The sequence below is a fragment of the Pseudomonas taeanensis MS-3 genome, assembly GCF_000498575.2.
Lineage (GTDB): Bacteria > Pseudomonadota > Gammaproteobacteria > Pseudomonadales > Pseudomonadaceae > Aquipseudomonas > Aquipseudomonas taeanensis.
This window is the reverse complement of the sequence record NZ_AWSQ01000001.1, coordinates 1,556,161-1,573,109: the sequence shown is the minus strand read 5'-3', so window position 1 is coordinate 1,573,109 and position 16,949 is coordinate 1,556,161. Positions and strand designations below refer to the sequence as shown.

The 16,949-nt window shown below is 61.7% G+C and carries 17 protein-coding genes; 12 read left to right on the top strand and 5 right to left on the bottom strand.

What is annotated here, in order from left to right:
- Positions 1-3 precede the first annotated feature (3 nt).
- From TMS3_RS06850 to TMS3_RS06825, 6 genes are all read left to right on the top strand, one after another.
- Positions 4-774 carry a phytanoyl-CoA dioxygenase family protein gene (locus TMS3_RS06850; protein ID WP_025164517.1) on the top strand — a complete coding sequence of 257 codons (771 nt, stop codon included), beginning with the start codon at positions 4-6 and terminating at the stop codon, positions 772-774.
- 134 nt (positions 775-908) lie between these two features.
- Entirely contained in the window at positions 909-1,643 is a 735-nt protein-coding gene (locus TMS3_RS06845; RefSeq protein WP_025164516.1) for a substrate-binding periplasmic protein, read from the top strand.
- Between the two features lie 210 nt (positions 1,644-1,853).
- Entirely contained in the window at positions 1,854-2,276 is a 423-nt protein-coding gene (locus TMS3_RS06840) for a DoxX family protein (RefSeq protein ID WP_025164515.1), read from the top strand.
- A gap of 48 nt (positions 2,277-2,324) precedes the next feature.
- Positions 2,325-3,170, top strand: a complete 846-nt coding sequence (locus tag TMS3_RS06835; protein ID WP_025164514.1) for an arylamine N-acetyltransferase family protein — start codon at positions 2,325-2,327, stop codon at positions 3,168-3,170.
- Positions 3,171-3,371: 201 nt separating this feature from the next.
- Positions 3,372-3,713 (top strand): zinc ribbon domain-containing protein YjdM, encoded by a 342-nt coding sequence (locus TMS3_RS06830; protein ID WP_025164513.1) that lies wholly within the window; start codon positions 3,372-3,374, stop codon positions 3,711-3,713.
- A gap of 365 nt (positions 3,714-4,078) precedes the next feature.
- Complete coding sequence (locus tag TMS3_RS06825; RefSeq protein ID WP_025164512.1) at positions 4,079-4,939, top strand: prohibitin family protein; 861 nt, start codon at positions 4,079-4,081, stop codon at positions 4,937-4,939.
- 31 nt (positions 4,940-4,970) lie between these two features.
- Here the strand turns inward: TMS3_RS06825 and TMS3_RS25305 are convergent, their stop codons facing one another.
- On the bottom strand, positions 4,971-5,330 hold the full coding sequence (locus TMS3_RS25305; protein WP_160321024.1) for a hypothetical protein: 360 nt from the start codon (positions 5,328-5,330) through the stop codon (positions 4,971-4,973).
- A 19-nt stretch (positions 5,331-5,349) separates the two neighbouring features.
- Here TMS3_RS25305 and TMS3_RS06815 point away from each other — a divergent pair, with 19 nt between their 5' ends.
- Together TMS3_RS06815 and TMS3_RS06810 are read left to right on the top strand one after the other, a co-directional pair.
- Positions 5,350-6,183: an NYN domain-containing protein gene (locus TMS3_RS06815; protein ID WP_025164510.1), complete on the top strand. Its 834-nt coding sequence runs from the start codon at positions 5,350-5,352 to the stop codon at positions 6,181-6,183.
- Positions 6,184-6,240: 57 nt separating this feature from the next.
- Positions 6,241-7,293, top strand: coding sequence for a hypothetical protein (locus TMS3_RS06810; protein WP_025164509.1), 1,053 nt, complete (start codon positions 6,241-6,243; stop codon positions 7,291-7,293).
- 998 nt (positions 7,294-8,291) lie between these two features.
- On the opposite strand, the gene TMS3_RS06805 is transcribed toward TMS3_RS06810, so the two are convergent.
- Complete coding sequence (locus TMS3_RS06805; protein ID WP_025164508.1) at positions 8,292-8,918, bottom strand: c-type cytochrome; 627 nt, start codon at positions 8,916-8,918, stop codon at positions 8,292-8,294.
- Positions 8,919-9,296: 378 nt separating this feature from the next.
- Between TMS3_RS06805 and TMS3_RS06800 the strand changes: the two genes are divergently transcribed.
- Positions 9,297-10,625: an alkaline phosphatase D family protein gene (locus TMS3_RS06800; RefSeq protein ID WP_025164507.1), complete on the top strand. Its 1,329-nt coding sequence runs from the start codon at positions 9,297-9,299 to the stop codon at positions 10,623-10,625.
- 113 nt (positions 10,626-10,738) lie between these two features.
- On the opposite strand, the gene TMS3_RS06795 is transcribed toward TMS3_RS06800, so the two are convergent.
- Positions 10,739-12,235, bottom strand: a complete 1,497-nt coding sequence (locus TMS3_RS06795) for a CoA-acylating methylmalonate-semialdehyde dehydrogenase (protein ID WP_025164506.1) — start codon at positions 12,233-12,235, stop codon at positions 10,739-10,741.
- A 102-nt stretch (positions 12,236-12,337) separates the two neighbouring features.
- The gene (locus TMS3_RS06790) at positions 12,338-13,684 is read right to left on the bottom strand and encodes an aspartate aminotransferase family protein (protein WP_025164505.1); all 1,347 of its coding nucleotides are present in this window, start codon (positions 13,682-13,684) and stop codon (positions 12,338-12,340) included.
- 117 nt (positions 13,685-13,801) lie between these two features.
- Between TMS3_RS06790 and TMS3_RS06785 the strand changes: the two genes are divergently transcribed.
- On the top strand, positions 13,802-14,722 hold the full coding sequence (locus TMS3_RS06785; RefSeq protein ID WP_025164504.1) for a LysR family transcriptional regulator: 921 nt from the start codon (positions 13,802-13,804) through the stop codon (positions 14,720-14,722).
- Positions 14,723-14,737: 15 nt separating this feature from the next.
- On the opposite strand, the gene TMS3_RS06780 is transcribed toward TMS3_RS06785, so the two are convergent.
- Positions 14,738-15,205: a multidrug/biocide efflux PACE transporter gene (locus TMS3_RS06780; protein ID WP_025164503.1), complete on the bottom strand. Its 468-nt coding sequence runs from the start codon at positions 15,203-15,205 to the stop codon at positions 14,738-14,740.
- A gap of 95 nt (positions 15,206-15,300) precedes the next feature.
- Between TMS3_RS06780 and TMS3_RS06775 the strand changes: the two genes are divergently transcribed.
- Both TMS3_RS06775 and TMS3_RS06770 read left to right on the top strand, forming a co-directional pair.
- Positions 15,301-16,155 (top strand): LysR family transcriptional regulator, encoded by an 855-nt coding sequence (locus tag TMS3_RS06775; protein WP_025164502.1) that lies wholly within the window; start codon positions 15,301-15,303, stop codon positions 16,153-16,155.
- Between the two features lie 127 nt (positions 16,156-16,282).
- On the top strand, positions 16,283-16,948 hold the full coding sequence (locus TMS3_RS06770; protein WP_025164501.1) for a TetR/AcrR family transcriptional regulator: 666 nt from the start codon (positions 16,283-16,285) through the stop codon (positions 16,946-16,948).
- Position 16,949 lies beyond the last annotated feature (1 nt).

Here is a 16,949-nt window from a genome sequence, read left to right as displayed (position 1 = left end):
AGCATGCCCAGCACCCACGTTACCGCCGAGCTGACCGCCGAACGCCTGCAGACCATGCATGTGCAGGGCTGCGTGCTGCTGCGCGGAACTCTGAACACGCGCCAGATTGCTGAACTGCACGCCGCCATCGACCAACTACACCCGCAGCACTGGGACTACAGCGGTCTGGTCGACCACTACAAATGCGTGTTCAACCGTGACCCGCTGTGGCTGCCCTACCTCGACCCGCCGGGAGTCATCGAGCTGGCCGAGGCCTGCCTGGGCGCGGACTGCCACGTGATTGGCCAGACGGCCTGGCGCTGTCACCCCGGCTTTATCGGCGCCGACTTGCACCTGGACTACCTGGCCATGCAGCTGCCGTCGACGCTACTGGCCGACCCAGCCTTCCAGCTGCCCATGCAGATCTGCACCGCGCAGCTATACCTCGACGACATCGACGCCGAGCTCTGCCCCACCCTGGTGATTCCCGGTAGCCACCGCGCCGGACGCCCGCCGGCCGAGGACGAAAGCCAGTGGCAGGGCCAGGCACCGCAGCCAGTACTGTGCCGCGCCGGCGACGCGCTGTTCCTGCGCAGCGAGCTGTGGCACGCTGGCAGCCGCAACCGCACGCCAGACCGCACGCGCTACCTGTTGCAGGTGCACTACGGCCGGCGCATGGTCGCGCAGAAGTTCTCACCCTACCTGGCCTTTCACTTCAACCCACGTGTGCTGGCCGCCTGCACCCCGCGCCAGCGGCGCCTGCTCGGCGAACACGCGGCCGCCGAATACGACTGACCCGGCGAGCGCACCGGCGCATTATTTCACGCGTCTATCGCGCATTCTGCGGTCAATTGACTAGCCTCAAAGCGTGCCCTGATACTTCTTGCACGGGCGTACCGACTCATTCTCATGGTCAGGCGGAGTCCACCATGCGCTATCTGCTGCTTTGTCTACTGCTGGTGCTCAGCGCCCCAGTCCTGGCCCACCAATGGCGGGTAATCGGCGACGAACAGTTTGCCCCCTACAGCTTTTCCCAGAACCCCGACGACACTCCACTAGGGCTGGATGTCGAATTGGTCAATGCGGTACTGAGTGAAGCGGGCGTCGAGTACAAGCTGCGCCTTTACCCCTGGGAGCGGGTCAAGCAGATGCTCGCGCGCGGCGAGGTGGAAATGGCCTTTCAGTTCGCCGGCACGCCCGAACGCAAGGCGCAATACAACCTGGTCGGCCCTATCCGCAGCGGCCTGACCGTATTCATGACCAGTCACAAGACCGCGATCCAGGACTGGCACCAACTAAGCGACCTGTCGCCTTATGTCATTGGCCAGGTGCGCGGTTATGCCTACCAATCGGAGTTCGATCAGGCCGATCTGGCGCGCGACACCAGCGCCCAGAATCCACGCCAGCTGGTGTCAATGCTGCTGGCCGGACGCATCGACATCATCGTCGGCGACCAGGCCCAGCTGATGCACTTCGTGCGCGAGCAACACGCCGAACAACAGGTGCGCATCCTGCAACAACCCCTGGCGGAAATGCCACGCTACGTCGCCTTCGCCAAGGGCGATGAAGAACGCGCGCAGCAATTCGCCGCCGCCCTGGAGCGCCTGCAAAGCGCGGGCAAGCTCGACGCCATCTACCTGCGCTGGGGACACCGAGTCGATTGATCGCTATTGCCTGAGCCCCACCCCCGGACACATCGCCAGAACATCAAACTGACGGCCCAATACGCTGCCTGACTGCTGCCGTGCAACGGGCGCCAGCGCCAAGGCGAGCCTGGAATTGCGCCGGACGGCTACTACACTCCCCAGCAATGAGTGCGCCAGCGCATCGTGGCGTTGGCTGACGGTGTCCCAGTTCGCCCAGGAGACTCGCCCATGTCCGCCTTGATCGCTCAACTCAATAGCCAGTGGGCCCCGCGCCTACTCAGCGTGCTGCGTATAGTCACCGCCGTGCTGTTCCTCCAGCACGGCACTGCCAAGTTACTGGGTTTTCCCCATGTGCCCTTCTTCGACGGTCTGAGCCTGTTCTCCTTGATCGGCTTGGCTGGCGTTCTCGAACTGGTGGGTGGCCTGCTGCTGATCGCCGGCCTGCTGACGCGGCTCACGGCCTTTATCCTGTCCGGTGAAATGGCTTTCGCCTATTTCATCGGCCATGCCCCCAAGGGATTCTTCCCCATACTCAATAACGGCGAGCTGGCCATTCTGTTCTGCTTTGTGTTTCTTTACCTGGCTGCGGCGGGCGGCGGCGCCTGGAGCCTCGACCGCCGACTGTGCCGCAGCAAACTCAACAGCACCTGAAACCGCAGCCAAGCAGCCTCTGAACAGGTCCGACTGGAGCCCAACACCATGCACCCGCTGAGCCCCGCACAGCAGCAGGCCTACCTGGCGCACCTCGACTTGCCTCGCCCGGCCGATGCCGATCGCGCCAACCTCGACCGGCTGATCGCCGCCCACCTCAACCGAGTGCCGTTCGAGAACGTCGATGTACTGCTCGACCGGCCCATCGGCATAGACGCCGCGACGACCTTCGCCAAGATCGTCGAGCGCGGCCGCGGTGGCTACTGCTTCGAGGCCAACTCGCTGTTCGCCCGCCTGCTGCTCAGCCTCGGCTACCGCGTCAGCCTGCTCGCCGGCCGCGTGCGCTGGGGCCTGGCGGACAGCGCGCCACAGACCATGCTCTCGCACTTGCTACTCTGCGTGGAGCTGGCGCAAGGCCCGTTCCTGGTCGACATCGCCTTCGGCTCCGCCACCCCGTTCCGTGCCATGCCGCTGCACGAGCCCAGCGATCTGCCGGACTTGCCCTTCCGCCTGCTGCCGCCCAACGCCGCACAACCGCACTATCAGTTACAGACCCGCGTCGCCGAGGCCTGGCTGCCGGTGTACCACTTCGACCTGCAGGCCTCGCCCTGGATCGACTTCGCCGCGCGCAACTGGTACACCGCCACCCACCCGCAGAGCATCTTCCGGCAGATGCTGATGGCAGCCCGCACCGACGGCAGTACTCGCCTGACCCTGGCCAACGGCACCTTCAAACGCCATCACGCCGATGGCCGTGTCGAACAACGGCTGATCGAGTCAGCCGCCGAAGTGCTGGCAGTATTGCGCAACGAATTCCTGCTCAACCTCGACCCCGATCTGGACTGCCCCCTCCTGAAACCACGCCTGCAAGCCCTGCTCCAGCCAAGCGCCTAGCGCTTGCACGCAGACGCTGCGCCCCTGGGATTTTCTCGCCCGAGGCAGCCTTGCCTTCGCCCAAACAGGCCGTCCGCTGGGCGCGGCCAACTGGCAGGCCACATTGCCCGCCGGCTCGCCACCTGGCCCGGCACGACCGCAAAGCGCGCAAAACCTTATACAATTTGCGGTTTTTAGCCTTCCAGAAAGTGAGCCTGCCATATGAGCGCCCTGCCGCCCTGCCCAAACTGCAACTCCGAATACACCTACGAAGACGGCCTGATGCTGATCTGCCCGGAGTGCGCCCACGAATGGTCGGCCGCCGCCTCCGCCGAAACGGTCTCTGACGACAAGGTGATCAAGGATTCGGTCGGTAACACCCTGCAGGACGGCGACACCATCACCGTGATCAAGGACCTCAAGGTCAAAGGCTCCTCGCTGGTGGTCAAGGTCGGCACCAAGGTCAAAGGCATCCGCCTGGTCGACGGCGACCACGACATCGACTGCAAGATCGACGGTATCGGCGCGATGAAACTCAAGTCCGAGTTCGTCAGAAAAGTCTGAGCCCTGCTTAACGGGCCGCCTGAGCGCGACATACAGCGCGCACGCACAAGTGCCCGAGCGATTCGGCGCCCTCCCTCCAGCGCCAGCAGCGCCGCGAGGGAGATGCCGCCAACACTGCGCACACCTACCCAGACCACATAGCCGTTACATCCCAATGCTGCGGGGGACAGCCGTTCGCCTGTGCGGCATTCTGCGGCACAGTAGCACTCGGCCACTTGCCGGATGGGGTATGGTCGGCGCCGCAGATTCGGAGGCGCCCCGCGCGCACCACAAAAAAACTCTGCCAACAATCCACGCAGTCGTCTGGGCGACGCTGCCAACACGGCCTGTAGCCGCACTCAACGCTATGCATAAGGAAGACAAACATGACGCAGCAACTCAACGCCAAAGCCATCGTGGCCGGAGTCGCCGGCCTGTTGCTGGTGGGAGGCTTCATGGGGGCCTGGTACACCGTGGATGAAACCGAGCGTGGTGTGCTGCTGCGCAACGGCGCGCTGGTCGGCGTGATCGAGCCCGGTCTGTCGTTCAAGTTTCCGTTTATCGAGTCGGTCAAGCTGCTCTCCACCCAGAGCCAGGTCACCATCTACGACCGGCTGCAGGCCTACAGCAAGGACCAGCAGGCCGCGACCCTGCGCGTGTCGGTGTCCTGGCACGTGGTGCCCTCGGAAGTGGCCAAGGTGTACACCGCCTACCAGACCATCGAGGGCATGAAAGACCGGCTGATCAGCCGGCAGGTGCCGACCCAGGTGGAGAACGTGTTCGGCCGCTACAACGCCGTGGCCGCCGTGCAGAATCGCGGGCAACTGGTCAGCGACATCTCCGCTGCGATCAAGAAAGGCATCGAAGGCCCGGTGATGATTGACAGCGTGCAAGTCGAAAACATCGACTTCTCCGACGCCTACGAGAAGGCCGTGGAAGCGCGCATGACTGCCGAAGTGCAGGTAAAAACCCGCGAGCAGCAACTGGCCACCGAACAGGTGCAGGCGCAGATCCGCGTGACCCAGGCGCAGGCCGAGGCCGACTCCAAGCTGGCCCAGGCCAAGGCCGATGCCGAAGCCACCCGCCTGCGCGGCCAGGCCGAAGCCGAAGCCATTCGCGCGCGCGCCGAAGCCCTGGCAAGCAACCAGAACCTGATTGAACTGACCAAGGCCGAGCGCTGGAACGGCGTATTGCCGACCACCGTACTGCCGGGCGGCACCCTGCCGTTTATCGATGCCAGCAAGTAAGCTAGGCGCCTTGCACGCTACGCTCGCCTGCCTAGCGCATGGCCAGCGTGGCGGCCCAATCGAACAGGAGCTGGTTATGCGCAGCATCCCCACCGTAATGACCCTCGCCATCCTGCTCGTCCTGGCCGGCTGCGGCCTTGGCGAAACCGCCGCCACTGCCGCGCTGCAGGCCAAGCAGGCGGAGCAGGCTCAGCAGCAGATGGCGCAGCTCAAACTGCAGGTCGAGCAGGCCAACCAACTGAGCCAGCAACGCCTCGAAGAAGCCCGCCAGAACGCCGAATAGCGCAGGAATCTGGCCACCCGCCGAACCACGCAGCAGGTAACAGCCTTCGCGCTCTGCGACCTGTTGCCTATGGCGTTCGGTCATCCTTCCGCAGTATGTTCTGGGCATGCTCATTCAAGGATGACCCATGAACACCAAAGCCCCCTCCGCGCGTTATGCCGCGCGCCCGCAGGATGACGACACGCAAAAGCGCCTGGCGGTATTGATCGACGCCGACAACGCCCAGGCCTCGATCATCGAAGGCCTGTTCGAGGAGATCGCCAAGTTCGGCGTCGCCAGCGTCAAACGCATCTACGGCGACTGGACCCAGCCCAACCTCGGCAGCTGGAAGAAGGTGCTACTCGACCACTCCATCCAGCCGGTGCAGCAGTTCGCCTACACCCGCGGCAAGAACGCCACCGACAGCGCGCTGATCATCGACGCCATGGACCTGCTCTATACCGGACGCTTCGATGGCTTCTGCCTGGTCTCCAGCGACAGCGACTTCACCCGCCTGGCCGCCCGCCTGCGCGAGGAAGGCCTGACCGTGTACGGCTTCGGCGAAGAGAAAACCCCTTCGCCATTCGTCTCGGCCTGCGACAAGTTCATCTACACGGAAATACTCCGCCCCGAGACCAACGAGCCCGCCGCCCGCAACGACAAGCCGCAGCCGCCGGCCACGGACAAGACGCCTGCCGAGCCGGCCAAGCCGAGCAGTCAAAACAAACAACAGAAAGCCCCGGTGGACTTTATCGCCAAGGTCATCGATGACAACGACGACGAAGACGGCTGGGTGGAACTCGGCGTGCTCGGGCAGAACATCAGCAAACTGCGCCCGGCGTTCGATGCGCGGCTGTATGGGTGCAAGAAGCTCAGTGAGTTGATCAAGGGGCAGGCCAAGCGCTTTGAGTTGCAGGTCAGGGGGAGTAGTGCGACGGGGGGAGAGGCGTTGTATGTGAGGAACAAAAAAAGTGGAAAATGAAAGCCGTGTAACAACCCCGCAGAAAACTCATGAAAAACCGCGAGCAAAACACCGCAAATGACAGATGAAATCTTTGCCTACTTATTACCAGAATACATAAATGAAATAACTGAGCTAGCAGCCAAACAAGACTGGATCACACACAACTTCAACACAGAAAACGCATCAGAAACCTACAACCCGGCCAACTATTTAAACAACATAGAACTAGAAAAAACCACTTACATCCTGCATTTAGATTTAAATATTTATCAATTTTTGTTAAACGGCGCAAGAAAAGGCGGAGACAACGAACAATACAGGGCAGCAGCCGCGCTTATCACTTTCTGTCAAATTGCAAATATTGAAGTCGACCCAACCTATCCAGCATATGAAAAACTCAACCACAACGAAGAAAAACTTAGCGAAGTTCTTTCCGACCTAGAACTATTCCACAGAATAAACAACTCCCGCCCTAACCAATTAGCAAAATATGCTCTAGGGCACTCGGAAAAAATACTAACAGATAGCCAATACAGCCTAAATAAAATACGAGTCGGGCACGAGCTCACGAAATACAAAAAACTAAAGGAGTGGGACTCTTTATACCTTATGATTCTATGCATAACACGCATAGACACATCAAACACCCCAAGACATAAAAAACTTGAAGAGTTCGTCAAGTGGACGATACTTAAATTTAGAAAGTCGCTCGTCGCTATAACTTATGCAGCTGTACTCTTTAGCAATCGTCCACTCAAACGCATGATGAAGTACAAATTTAGCCATAGCAAAGTCGAAAAGAAAAACCACATAACGAACATGACCTGGGATCTTTACATAATGGATCAATACTTCAAATCATGGATAAAAAAAGACACCTCGGAATTCCTATTCGCCAGTGCCGACAAAGCGTTTTGCAACCTATTAAGACTTGCTGTAAACATACAAAAAACCCAAAACCTCGACCCCCTAAAAGAATATTTACCTGATGACAACTGGGAAAAATTAAACCAATCACTCAACCAATCCAATATCGATACAACACCAAACAGAGCCTACAACTCAGAGCACTGGGGTCATCAATATCGTCAAAAACTAATAGAAGACCTCGAAAACCAATTATTTTAAATAAACCACAGAAACCATAAAAGGCATTAAGCGCAGCGATACCCATCAACTACCTCACAAGCAACCAGCCAAATTTCAGGCTTTAGTCCGCCGCACTTTTATTACCGACAATTACGGGCTTCGCCCTTACGGCGAGTCACTTGATTCGCTTCGCTCACCCTACCGGCCAGCCTGCGGCTGTTACTCCGCTTCGCTGCGTTTCTCTTTACTCGCGCGAAAGAGACTTTTTATATCAGTGGCAGCAAAGAGAAAGCGCGCCCGACATACGGGTCTGACCTGCGGCCAGACTTCCCTCGTTCCGGCACTGTTCCGAGGGTCGTCACGAAGGGCCATCCCTGGCCCATCGTTCCTCGTTTGGCATCCATGCCAAACGCCCCTCTGCACAGCACCTCCACTCGGCCTCCTGACGGGACCCGGAGACCGCATCGTCTATAGGTTTTGTGTACGCCTTTGATCGTTCCCACGCTCCGCGTGGGAACGATCATTAAAGCCAACGCCATGCTCCGTCGAGACAATAAATTCGAGCCGGGACAACGCCCCTTTCCAGCAGGCCGAACGCAATCGTTGTGGAGTGGGTTGAGCGGCATGGATGCCGCGAGAGCCGCGATGGGCCAGGGATGGCCCTTCGTGGGGGGCCGCCTAGGTCGGGCCCTCGGAGCAATGATGGAGTGAGGGAAGTCGAGCGCAGCGAGACGGGGACGCCTAGTCACGTATGGAGGGGCAAGACCTTTTGGTTCCTTTTGGCGGGGCCGGCCGTCCGGGCGACTGCCAAAAGGAACTCGCCGTAAGGGCGAAACCTTATGATCAGGCAATGAAAGTGTCGCGCCGAACCACGGCCTTAACCGTTGCTACCGCTTCGCGGCCAAGGCCGCTCCCACATGGAGCCTGCAACCATCAGCCGATGACCAACCGATGGGTATCGCTGCGCTCCACCACATCCTACGAAGCCAAGACCGCTGACGCGCTGGAGCATAGAACGATCAGACTTCAGCTCGAAATCAGGGCTGCAACTGCTGCAGGTAGGCGGCCAGAGCCGCTATCTGCGAGTCGCTGAAATCGGCGGCGACAGACATCATCACCGAGCCGGCGCGGCTCGGGTCCTTATCACGAAACCGGGTCAGCGCCTTGCGCAGGTACTCGGCCGGCTGCCCGGCCAGACGCGGAGTATCGTTGCGGCCTTGAGCCTTGTCGCCATGACAGCCCGTGCAGATCGTCTCGAACATCTGCTTGCCCTGCTGTTGCTGGGCCGCGTCCACCTCCGCGCTGTGCGGCAACAACTGCTGCTGGCCGAAGTAGATGGCGATGTTCACTCGATCTTCCTGGGTCAGGTTCGGCGCAAGCTTGGACATGACGTAATCCTTGCGCTCGCCGCTGGCGAACTTCTCGAAGGAGTTGAACAGGTACACCGGGTTCTGCTCAGCCAGGTTGGGAATGTGCGGGCGTTTGCTATTGCCGTTTTCACCGTGGCAGTTGCCGCAGAAACGAATCCGTTCCTGCCCGGCGGCATAGGCCTGCTGACGCAGGGTGGGGTCGTCGTTGAGCTGGTTGAAGCGTTGCATGGCCGCGTCGTTGGCCCAGGCCTGGAGGGCGATGCAACTGAAAAGCACGAGGGCGAGCGCGCGCATGGCGGGAGTCCTTATCCTGGTTTTCGCCTAGTGGCCTGTGCGCTGAGTGGGTTGACTCAAGTTCGGCTGACTGAGGTTCTGAGGCAAGACACTGCAACGAGTCATGGCACGCAGTATCAGCGCCCCAGAAGCCGGAAATGCTTCATTGAACCAGCCGCACAGGCCACTAAGGCGGGAATTCGAGGGCGCGACTATAGAGACAAGAACAAGCTCATACCCCGGCGCAGATCAATCAAATGGCAGATTGGCGACACTTAGTGGCGGTCGAGGCGCGGCGGCGGCCTCCAGCCATCTGGCCTCGTCCTGCTCGGGTGCTATACCTACCAACGGGACAGCGCACGCCCCATGAGCAGGCCAGGGGCGAATGGGGAGACCGTCATGCCACGGCTAATTCTCGGCCACACCACCGAGTCATCGATCAAAATATGGGTCCGCGCCTCGCTGCGCTGGCCGGTAGCGTTCATCGCCCTGTTCGAAGACAGTGGGCTGGTGAAACTCGGCAGCATTTCGATCGAGACGCAGGCGGCCGAATTCCATACCGCCGTGCATGAATGGACGGGCCTCAAGGCCAACACCGATTACCGAGTCAAGGTCTACTTCGGCAAGACCAGGAAGGATCGCCCCGAGGCACTGATCCGCGACGCCTACAGCGAAGGCCGCTTCACCACCTTCCCTGCCAGCGACCAGGCCAGCGATTTCACCTTCATCCTCGGTTCCTGCAACCTGCATTCGCTGGGCATCATCGAGCGCCCGGATCAGGCCTGGAGCAGCATTTCGCAGATCGCCAAGGCCGCGAAAGCGCGCTTCATGATTCATGCCGGGGACCAGATCTACGCCGACATTCCCTTCAAGCCGAGCAGCAGCCTGGAGCATTACCGCGACAAGTACCTGGATGCCTGGGATGACTGCGTGCCCGCGCGCAAGGTGCTGACCGAGCTGCCGCACTACATGGTCATGGACGACCATGAGATCACCAACAACTTCGACAACTGCCGGGCCGAACTCGACCGCACGCTGCCGCTGATCGCGCTGAAGGTCTACTGGGAGTTCCAGCACTCACACAACCCGTCGGCCGCGGCCAACCTGCACCGCTACCATTACGTGTTCAACTTCGGCGATGTGCAGTTCTTTGCCACCGACACGCGCTCGAAGCGTGACTCCAGCCGCGGCCAGATGATCGACGAGGTACAGATGACTGCCCTGCTGGCGTGGATGAGCAAATACAAGGATCACAGCAAATTCGTCATCAGCAGCGTGCCCTTTGTCGGTGAGGTGCTGAATCCCGACCGGGACAAATGGTGCGACCCGATCTATGACGCGCAGCGCTTGAAGATACTCAACCACGTGCTCGACAAGGACATCAATCACCTGACCTTTCTCACCGGCGACATGCACACCTCCTACCACGCCACGATGGAAGTCACCGATACCACCAAGCCCTATAAAGCGCCCAGGATCATCCACGAATTGATGTCCAGCCCGATCAACCAGTTCACCCCGAGCCTGCCCGCCAAGAGCCACTACGCCACGACCGCCAGCCGGCAGATCGAGCACATCAGCTACAGTGCGCAGATCCACGACAAGTCCTACTACGGCAGCCACTCGAACGTCATGGCGATCAGCGTGAGCGCGGATAAGACCATCGGTTACGAGATATTCAGAACTACTACTAATCGAATCAAACCGGCGATTAAAGGCGAGTTCTAATCCCCGGCCAAGGCACGTCCTGCCCGGCGCATCGGGCAGACAGCGTTGCCAAATCGCAGGCATGAAAAAGGCCAGTCATCTGACTGGCCTTCTTTGTTTACCGCCCTGCTCGCTTAGCCATTGCTGGGGAAGGCGAACTGCGCCGCCTCGTGGCTGGCGCGCTGCGGCCAGCGCTGGGTGATCGCCTTGCGCCGGGTGTAGAAGCGTACGCCGTCCGGGCCGTAGGCGTGCAGGTCGCCGAACAGCGAGCGCTTCCAGCCGCCAAAGCTGTGGTAGGCCACCGGCACCGGCAGCGGCACGTTGACGCCGACCATGCCGACTTCGATCTCGTCGCAGAACAGCCGCGCCGACTCGCCGTCGCGGGTGAAGATACAGGTGCCGTTGCCGTATTCGTGGTCGTTGATCAGCTGCATGGCCTCTTCCAGGCTGCCCACGCGGACGATGCACAGCACCGGGCCGAAGATCTCGTCGGTGTAGATGCTCATCTCCGGGGAAACCTTGTCGAACAGGGTGCCGCCGATGAAGAAGCCGTTCTCGTTACCGCTGACGCTCAGGCCACGGCCGTCTACCACCAGCTCGGCACCGGCGGCCACGCCGGCATCGATATAGCCGGTGACCCGCTCCTTGGCGGCGCCTGTGACCAGCGGGCCCATGTCCAGGCCGCAGCTGGTGCCGGCGCCGATCTTCAGCTCATGGATTTGCGGTGCAATCTTCTGCACCAGGGCATCGGCGATCTGGTCGCCGACGCACACGGCCACCGAGATGGCCATGCAGCGCTCGCCGCAGGAGCCGTAGGCCGCGCCCATCAGCGCGCTGACCGCGTTATCCAGGTCGGCATCGGGCATCAGCACGGCGTGGTTCTTCGCCCCGCCGAGGGCCTGCACACGCTTGCCGCGCTTGGTGCCTTCGCTGTAGATGTATTCGGCGATCGGGGTCGAGCCGACGAAGCTCAGGGCCTTGACTTCCGGGGCCTCGATCAGCGCGTCGACCGCTTCCTTGTCACCGTGCACCACATTGAGCACGCCCTTGGGCAGGCCGGCCTCTTGCAACAGTTCGGCGATCAGCAGGGTCGAGCTGGGATCGCGCTCGGAGGGCTTGAGGATGAAGCAGTTGCCGCAGACGATGGCCAGCGGGTACATCCACAGCGGCACCATGGCCGGGAAGTTGAACGGGGTGATGCCGGCCACTACGCCGATCGGCTGGAAGTCGCTCCAGGCGTCGATGTCCGGGCCGACGTTACGGCTGTATTCGCCCTTGAGGATTTCAGGGGCCGCGCAGGCGTACTCGACGTTCTCGATGCCGCGCTTGAGTTCGCCGGCAGCGTCTTCCAGGGTCTTGCCGTGTTCTTCGCTGATCAGCTGGACGATCTTCGCTTCGTTCTGCTCGAGCAGGAACTTGAAGCGGAACATCACCTGGGCACGCTTGGCCGCCGGGGTCTTGCGCCAGGCCGGGAACGCGGCCTTGGCGGCGTCGATGGCCTGCTGCACGGTGGCGCGATCGGCCAGGGCCAGCTGGCGAATCGCCGCGCCGGTGGAAGGGTTGAACACCTCGGTGGTGCGGCCGGTGCCGGCAATGCGCTCGCCGTTGATCAGGTGGGTGATGGTGGGCATGCGGTATTCCTCAATAACTAATCTGTTTGTGTAGGAGCCAGCTCGCTGGCGATCAGCCTTTCAAGCATCGCCAGCAAGCTGGCTCCTACCGGGGATAGGGCGTTAATCCAGCTTGTTCAGGGTCTCGCCGACGGCGCTGAACACCCGGTCGAGGTCTTCCATCCTGGCGTTGAAGGTCGGCCCGAACTGCAGGGTGTCGCCGCCGAAACGCACATAGAAGCCGGCCTTCCACAGGGCCATGCCGGCCTCGAATGGACGGATCGACGGATCGCCGTCGCGCGGGGCGATCTGGATCGCGCCGGCCAGGCCGCAGTTGCGAATGTCGAGAATGTGCTTGGCGCCTTTCAGACCATGCAGGGCGTTGGCGAACTGCGGCGCCAGCTCGGCGGCCTGTTGCACCAGGTTCTCGCGCTTGAGCAGTTCCAGCGAGGCCAGGCCGGCGGCGCAGGCCACCGGGTGCGCGGAATAGGTGTAGCCATGGGTGAATTCGACCATGTGCTCGGGCGAGGGCTGGTTCATGAAGGTCTGGTAGATCTCGCTGCTGGCGATCACTGCGCCCAGCGGAACCGCGCCATTGGTGATCTGCTTGGCGGTGTTCATGATGTCCGGGGTGACGCCGAAATACTCGGCACCGGTCCACTTGCCCATACGGCCGAATGCGGTGATCACTTCATCGAAGATCAGCAGGATATTGTGCTGCGTGCAGATCTCGCGCAGCCGTTGCAGGTAGCCCACCGGCGGCACTATGACCCCGGCCGAGCCGGACATCGGCTCGACTATCACCGCGGCGATGTTCGACGCGTCGTGCAGTTCGATCAGCTTGAGCAGCTCGTTGGCCAGCTCGACGCCGCCCGTGGCGGCCATGCCATTGGTGTACTCCAGCCCCGCCTGCAGGGTGTGCGGCAGGTGGTCGACGTCCATGAACTGGCCGTACATCTTGCGGTTGCCGCCGATGCCACCGAGGCTGGTGCCGGCGACGTTGACCCCGTGATAGCCACGGGCGCGGCCGATGAACTTGGTCTTGGCCGGCTGGCCCTTCAGGCGCCAGTAGGCCTTGGCCATCTTCACCGAGGTGTCGGCGCACTCGGAGCCGGAACTGGTGAAGAACACATGGTTCAAGCCATCCGGCACCAGCTCGACCAGTTGCTCGGCCAATTGGAAGGCCAAGGGGTGGCCGTATTGGAAGCCCGGTGAGTAGTCGAGGGTGCCGAGCTGCTTGGCCACGGCCTCCTGAATTTCCTTGCGCGAATGTCCGGCACCGCAGGTCCACAGGCCGGACAGGCTGTCGTAGACCTTACGCCCGCTCTCGTCGGTCAGCCAGCTGCCTTCGGCGCCGACGATAAAGCGCGGGTCGCGCTGAAAGTTGCGGTTGGCGGTAAACGGCATCCAGTGCGCATCCAGCTTGAGCTGGCTGGCCAGGGGCACGGTGGCGGTCTGCTGCATGTTCATGGGGCGGCCTCGCAATCAAGAACAGGGCATGTGGGAGAGTTGCCAACCAAGGTGCCACGGGCATACAGTCTGAAAAACCCAACTCTTCTTACCTTTAGTTAACTGGCTACTAAACTAATGAGCACACGCCGCTCCGAACCCCTGGCCCAGGTCAGCGACTTCGATATCCGCCTGTTGAAGCTGTTTCGCAGCGTCGCCGAATGCGGCGGTTTCTCCGCAGCCGAGAGCGTGCTGGGCATCGGCCGCTCGGCGATCAGCCAGCAGATGAGTGACCTCGAACAACGCCTCGGCCTGCGCCTGTGCCAACGCGGTCGCGCAGGGTTTGCCCTGACCGAGGAGGGCCGCGAGGTGTACCAGTCGACCCAGCAACTGCTGGCCGCACTGGAGAGCTTTCGCACCGAGGTCAACGGCCTCCACCAGCACCTGCGCGGCGAGCTGAATATCGGCCTCACCGACAACCTGGTGACGGTGCCGCACATGCGCATCACCAACGCCCTGGCCTTGCTCAAGGAGCGCGGCCCGGAGGTGCGCATCCATATCCGCATGACCCCGCCGAGCGAGGTCGAACAAGGCGTGCTCGACGGCCGCCTGCATGTCGGCGTGGTGCCGCAAGCCGGCGCCCTGTCCGGGCTGGACTACCAGACCCTGTACGACGAACGCTCGCTGCTGTATTGCGCGGTCGGCCACCCGCTGTTCTATGTCGACGACCAGCAATTGGAGGACGCGCGCCTGGATGCCCAGGACGCGATCGCGCCGACCTTCCGCCTGCCGCCGGAGGTGCAGAGCCATTATCAGCAGCTCAATTGCACGGCCAGCGCCTCGGACCGCGAGGGCATGGCCTTCCTGATTCTCACCGGGCGTTATATCGGCTACCTGCCGGATCACTATGCCGCCGCCTGGGTGCAACAGGGCCGTCTGCGCGCGCTGAAAGCGGACACGCGCTTCCACGATCTCAGCCTGGCGGCGGTAACGCGCAAGGGCCGCCGCCCACATCTGGTCCTGGAGAGCTTTCTCGAAGCCCTGGCAGCCACCGCCTGAGCACAGCGCGCAGCGTTAGCAGGTATGCCTAGTCAGGCCGCGCCGCGCGAGGCGACGGTGATACCAGCGCTGCACCGGCTCGCGCAGGGTGTCGTAGGCCCAGTTATAGAGGTAGGTGTAGGGCAGGAAGAACAGCAGCAAGCCGATGTCCATCAGCAGCGCGGCGAGCAAACCGATGTCCAGCCACCAGGCGGCAAACGGCACGCAGATGACGATCAGCCCACCTTCGAACAGCATGGCGTGGGTCAGCCGCACCGGCACGCTCAGGCCGATACCCCAGCGCCGCCGCAGCTGATCGAACGCCCGATTGAACAGCACGTTCCAGATCAAGGCGAATAGGCAGGTGGCGACTGTCACCACGCCCATAGCATGCCACTCGGTGGCCATTGCCCAGGCCAGCAGCGGGGTGCTGAGCACGATCGCGAGGATTTCAAAGCCCAGCGCTTGAAAGATCCGCTCGCGCAAAGATTTGTCGGCTTGCATGCTTGCCCCTGTCGGTCTGTCGATTGATGAGTTGCCATGATCACCGCGCCTATAGATACTTCAAAGTTAATAACCATCGACAAAGGCGATAGTTGATGCCCTCCTCCGACGCCTTGCAGGCCTTCGTTCAAGCCGCGTCCTACGGTTCTTTCTCGGCCGCGGCGCGCAAGCTGGGCAAAAGCCAGTCGACCATCAGCGCGGCGATCGCCAACCTGGAAGCCGACCTGGGCTTGATCCTGTTCGACCGCAGCAGCCGCAAGCCAAGCCTGACCGAGCATGGCCGGGTAATGCTGCGCAGCGCCGAAGTGGTGCTGGCGGCGAACAACCGCCTCGAGCGCGCCGCCCATGAACTGGCGCAGGGTCTGGAGTCGAAACTGACCGTCGTGCTGTCGGACACCTACCAGTCCGACCGCTTCGAACTGGCGCTCAGCGAGTTTCAACAGCGCTACCCGGACCTGGAGCTGGAATGCCTGATTGCCGAGTGCGAAGACCTGTTGGCGTTCGTCCAGCAAGGCCGCGCGCAACTTGGCTTCGTCGAGGCGCAGGCCGTCTACCCGCCGGAAATCAGTGCCTGCGCCGTGGCAGAGGGCTCGGACATGGCCCTCTACGTCGCCGCCAGCCATCCACTGGCGGCCCTGGCAAACGTCAGCAGCGACGCGCTGCATGAGCATCGCGAACTGCGCCTGGCCACGGTGCTGAACAGCGCCAGCAGCTCCGCGCGCGGCCGCTCCTGGTCCGCCCCGAGCTACCTGATGCTGATGGAAATGGCCGAGCAGGGTTTTGGTTGGGCGCCGATCCCCCGCTGGTTGGTAGGTCGTTACGGTTCCGGCTCGTTATGCGAACTCAAGGTGCACGGCTGGCCGCGGCAGATCATGGTCGACGCGGTGTCGTCGAAGTTCCACGCGCTCGGGCCGGCCGGAAGCTGGCTTTTCGACAAGATGACCGAGTAAGCCAGCGCGCTCTGTGGCTGGCTGCTGCGCATCCGTGCCGGCGTTTTCTACCGCTCGCGCTTGTCACCTCGCCGACAGTGGGTTATCAGTGCTGTCATTGCGCCCCTTGAACCGCTCGGAACCGCCCATGACCCTTGAAGTCCCTGCGCACAGCGCCAACTCCGCCGACAAACCCGCCGGTCGCATCCGCCAGAAAAACGAAGAAGCTATCCTCGCCGCAGCCGAAGAGGAATTCGCCCGTCACGGCTTCAAGGGCACCAGCATGAACACCATCGCGCAGACCGTCGGCCTGCCCAAAGCCAACCTGCACTATTACTTCAACAACAAGCTGGGCCTGTACCTGGCGGTGCTGAGCAACATCCTCGAGCTGTGGGACAGCACCTTCAACAGCCTCAGCGTCGACGACGACCCGGCCGAGGCGCTGGCCCGCTATATCCGCGCCAAGCTGGAGTTCTCCCGGCGCTACCCCAAGGCTTCGCGGATCTTCGCCATGGAAGTGATCAGCGGCGGCGAATGTCTGTCGGAGTATTTCAATCAGGACTACCTGACCTGGTTCCGTGGCCGCGCCGCGGTGTTCGAGGCTTGGATCGCCGCAGGCAAGATCGACCCGATCGACCCGGTACACCTGATTTTCCTGCTGTGGGGCAGCACCCAACACTACGCCGACTTCGCCTCGCAGATCTGTCGCGTCACCGGCCGCACGCGCCTGACCAAGCAGGACTTCGAGGACGCCAGCGACAACCTGACCCGCATCATCCTCAAGGGCTGCGGCCTGACCCCGCCAGCTGGCTGAG

Bases quoted from the DNA above. Each gene is read 5' to 3' on its own strand.
- TMS3_RS25305 (WP_160321024.1), bottom strand. From the start codon at position 5,330: ATGCCCAGAACATACTGCGGAAGGATGACCGAACGCCATAGGCAACAG.
- TMS3_RS06830 (WP_025164513.1), top strand. From the start codon at position 3,372: ATGAGCGCCCTGCCGCCCTGCCCAAACTGCAACTCCGAATACACCTAC.
- TMS3_RS06840 (WP_025164515.1), top strand. From the start codon at position 1,854: ATGTCCGCCTTGATCGCTCAACTCAATAGCCAGTGGGCCCCGCGCCTA.
- TMS3_RS06805 (WP_025164508.1), bottom strand. From the start codon at position 8,918: ATGCGCGCGCTCGCCCTCGTGCTTTTCAGTTGCATCGCCCTCCAGGCC.
- TMS3_RS06825 (WP_025164512.1), top strand. From the start codon at position 4,079: ATGACGCAGCAACTCAACGCCAAAGCCATCGTGGCCGGAGTCGCCGGC.
- TMS3_RS06835 (WP_025164514.1), top strand. From the start codon at position 2,325: ATGCACCCGCTGAGCCCCGCACAGCAGCAGGCCTACCTGGCGCACCTC.
- TMS3_RS06775 (WP_025164502.1), top strand. From the start codon at position 15,301: ATGCCCTCCTCCGACGCCTTGCAGGCCTTCGTTCAAGCCGCGTCCTAC.
- TMS3_RS06790 (WP_025164505.1), bottom strand. From the start codon at position 13,684: ATGAACATGCAGCAGACCGCCACCGTGCCCCTGGCCAGCCAGCTCAAG.
- TMS3_RS06780 (WP_025164503.1), bottom strand. From the start codon at position 15,205: ATGCAAGCCGACAAATCTTTGCGCGAGCGGATCTTTCAAGCGCTGGGC.
- TMS3_RS06850 (WP_025164517.1), top strand. From the start codon at position 4: ATGCCCAGCACCCACGTTACCGCCGAGCTGACCGCCGAACGCCTGCAG.
- TMS3_RS06845 (WP_025164516.1), top strand. From the start codon at position 909: ATGCGCTATCTGCTGCTTTGTCTACTGCTGGTGCTCAGCGCCCCAGTC.
- TMS3_RS06770 (WP_025164501.1), top strand. From the start codon at position 16,283: ATGACCCTTGAAGTCCCTGCGCACAGCGCCAACTCCGCCGACAAACCC.
- TMS3_RS06810 (WP_025164509.1), top strand. From the start codon at position 6,241: ATGACAGATGAAATCTTTGCCTACTTATTACCAGAATACATAAATGAA.
- TMS3_RS06785 (WP_025164504.1), top strand. From the start codon at position 13,802: ATGAGCACACGCCGCTCCGAACCCCTGGCCCAGGTCAGCGACTTCGAT.
- TMS3_RS06800 (WP_025164507.1), top strand. From the start codon at position 9,297: ATGCCACGGCTAATTCTCGGCCACACCACCGAGTCATCGATCAAAATA.
- TMS3_RS06815 (WP_025164510.1), top strand. From the start codon at position 5,350: ATGAACACCAAAGCCCCCTCCGCGCGTTATGCCGCGCGCCCGCAGGAT.
- TMS3_RS06795 (WP_025164506.1), bottom strand. From the start codon at position 12,235: ATGCCCACCATCACCCACCTGATCAACGGCGAGCGCATTGCCGGCACC.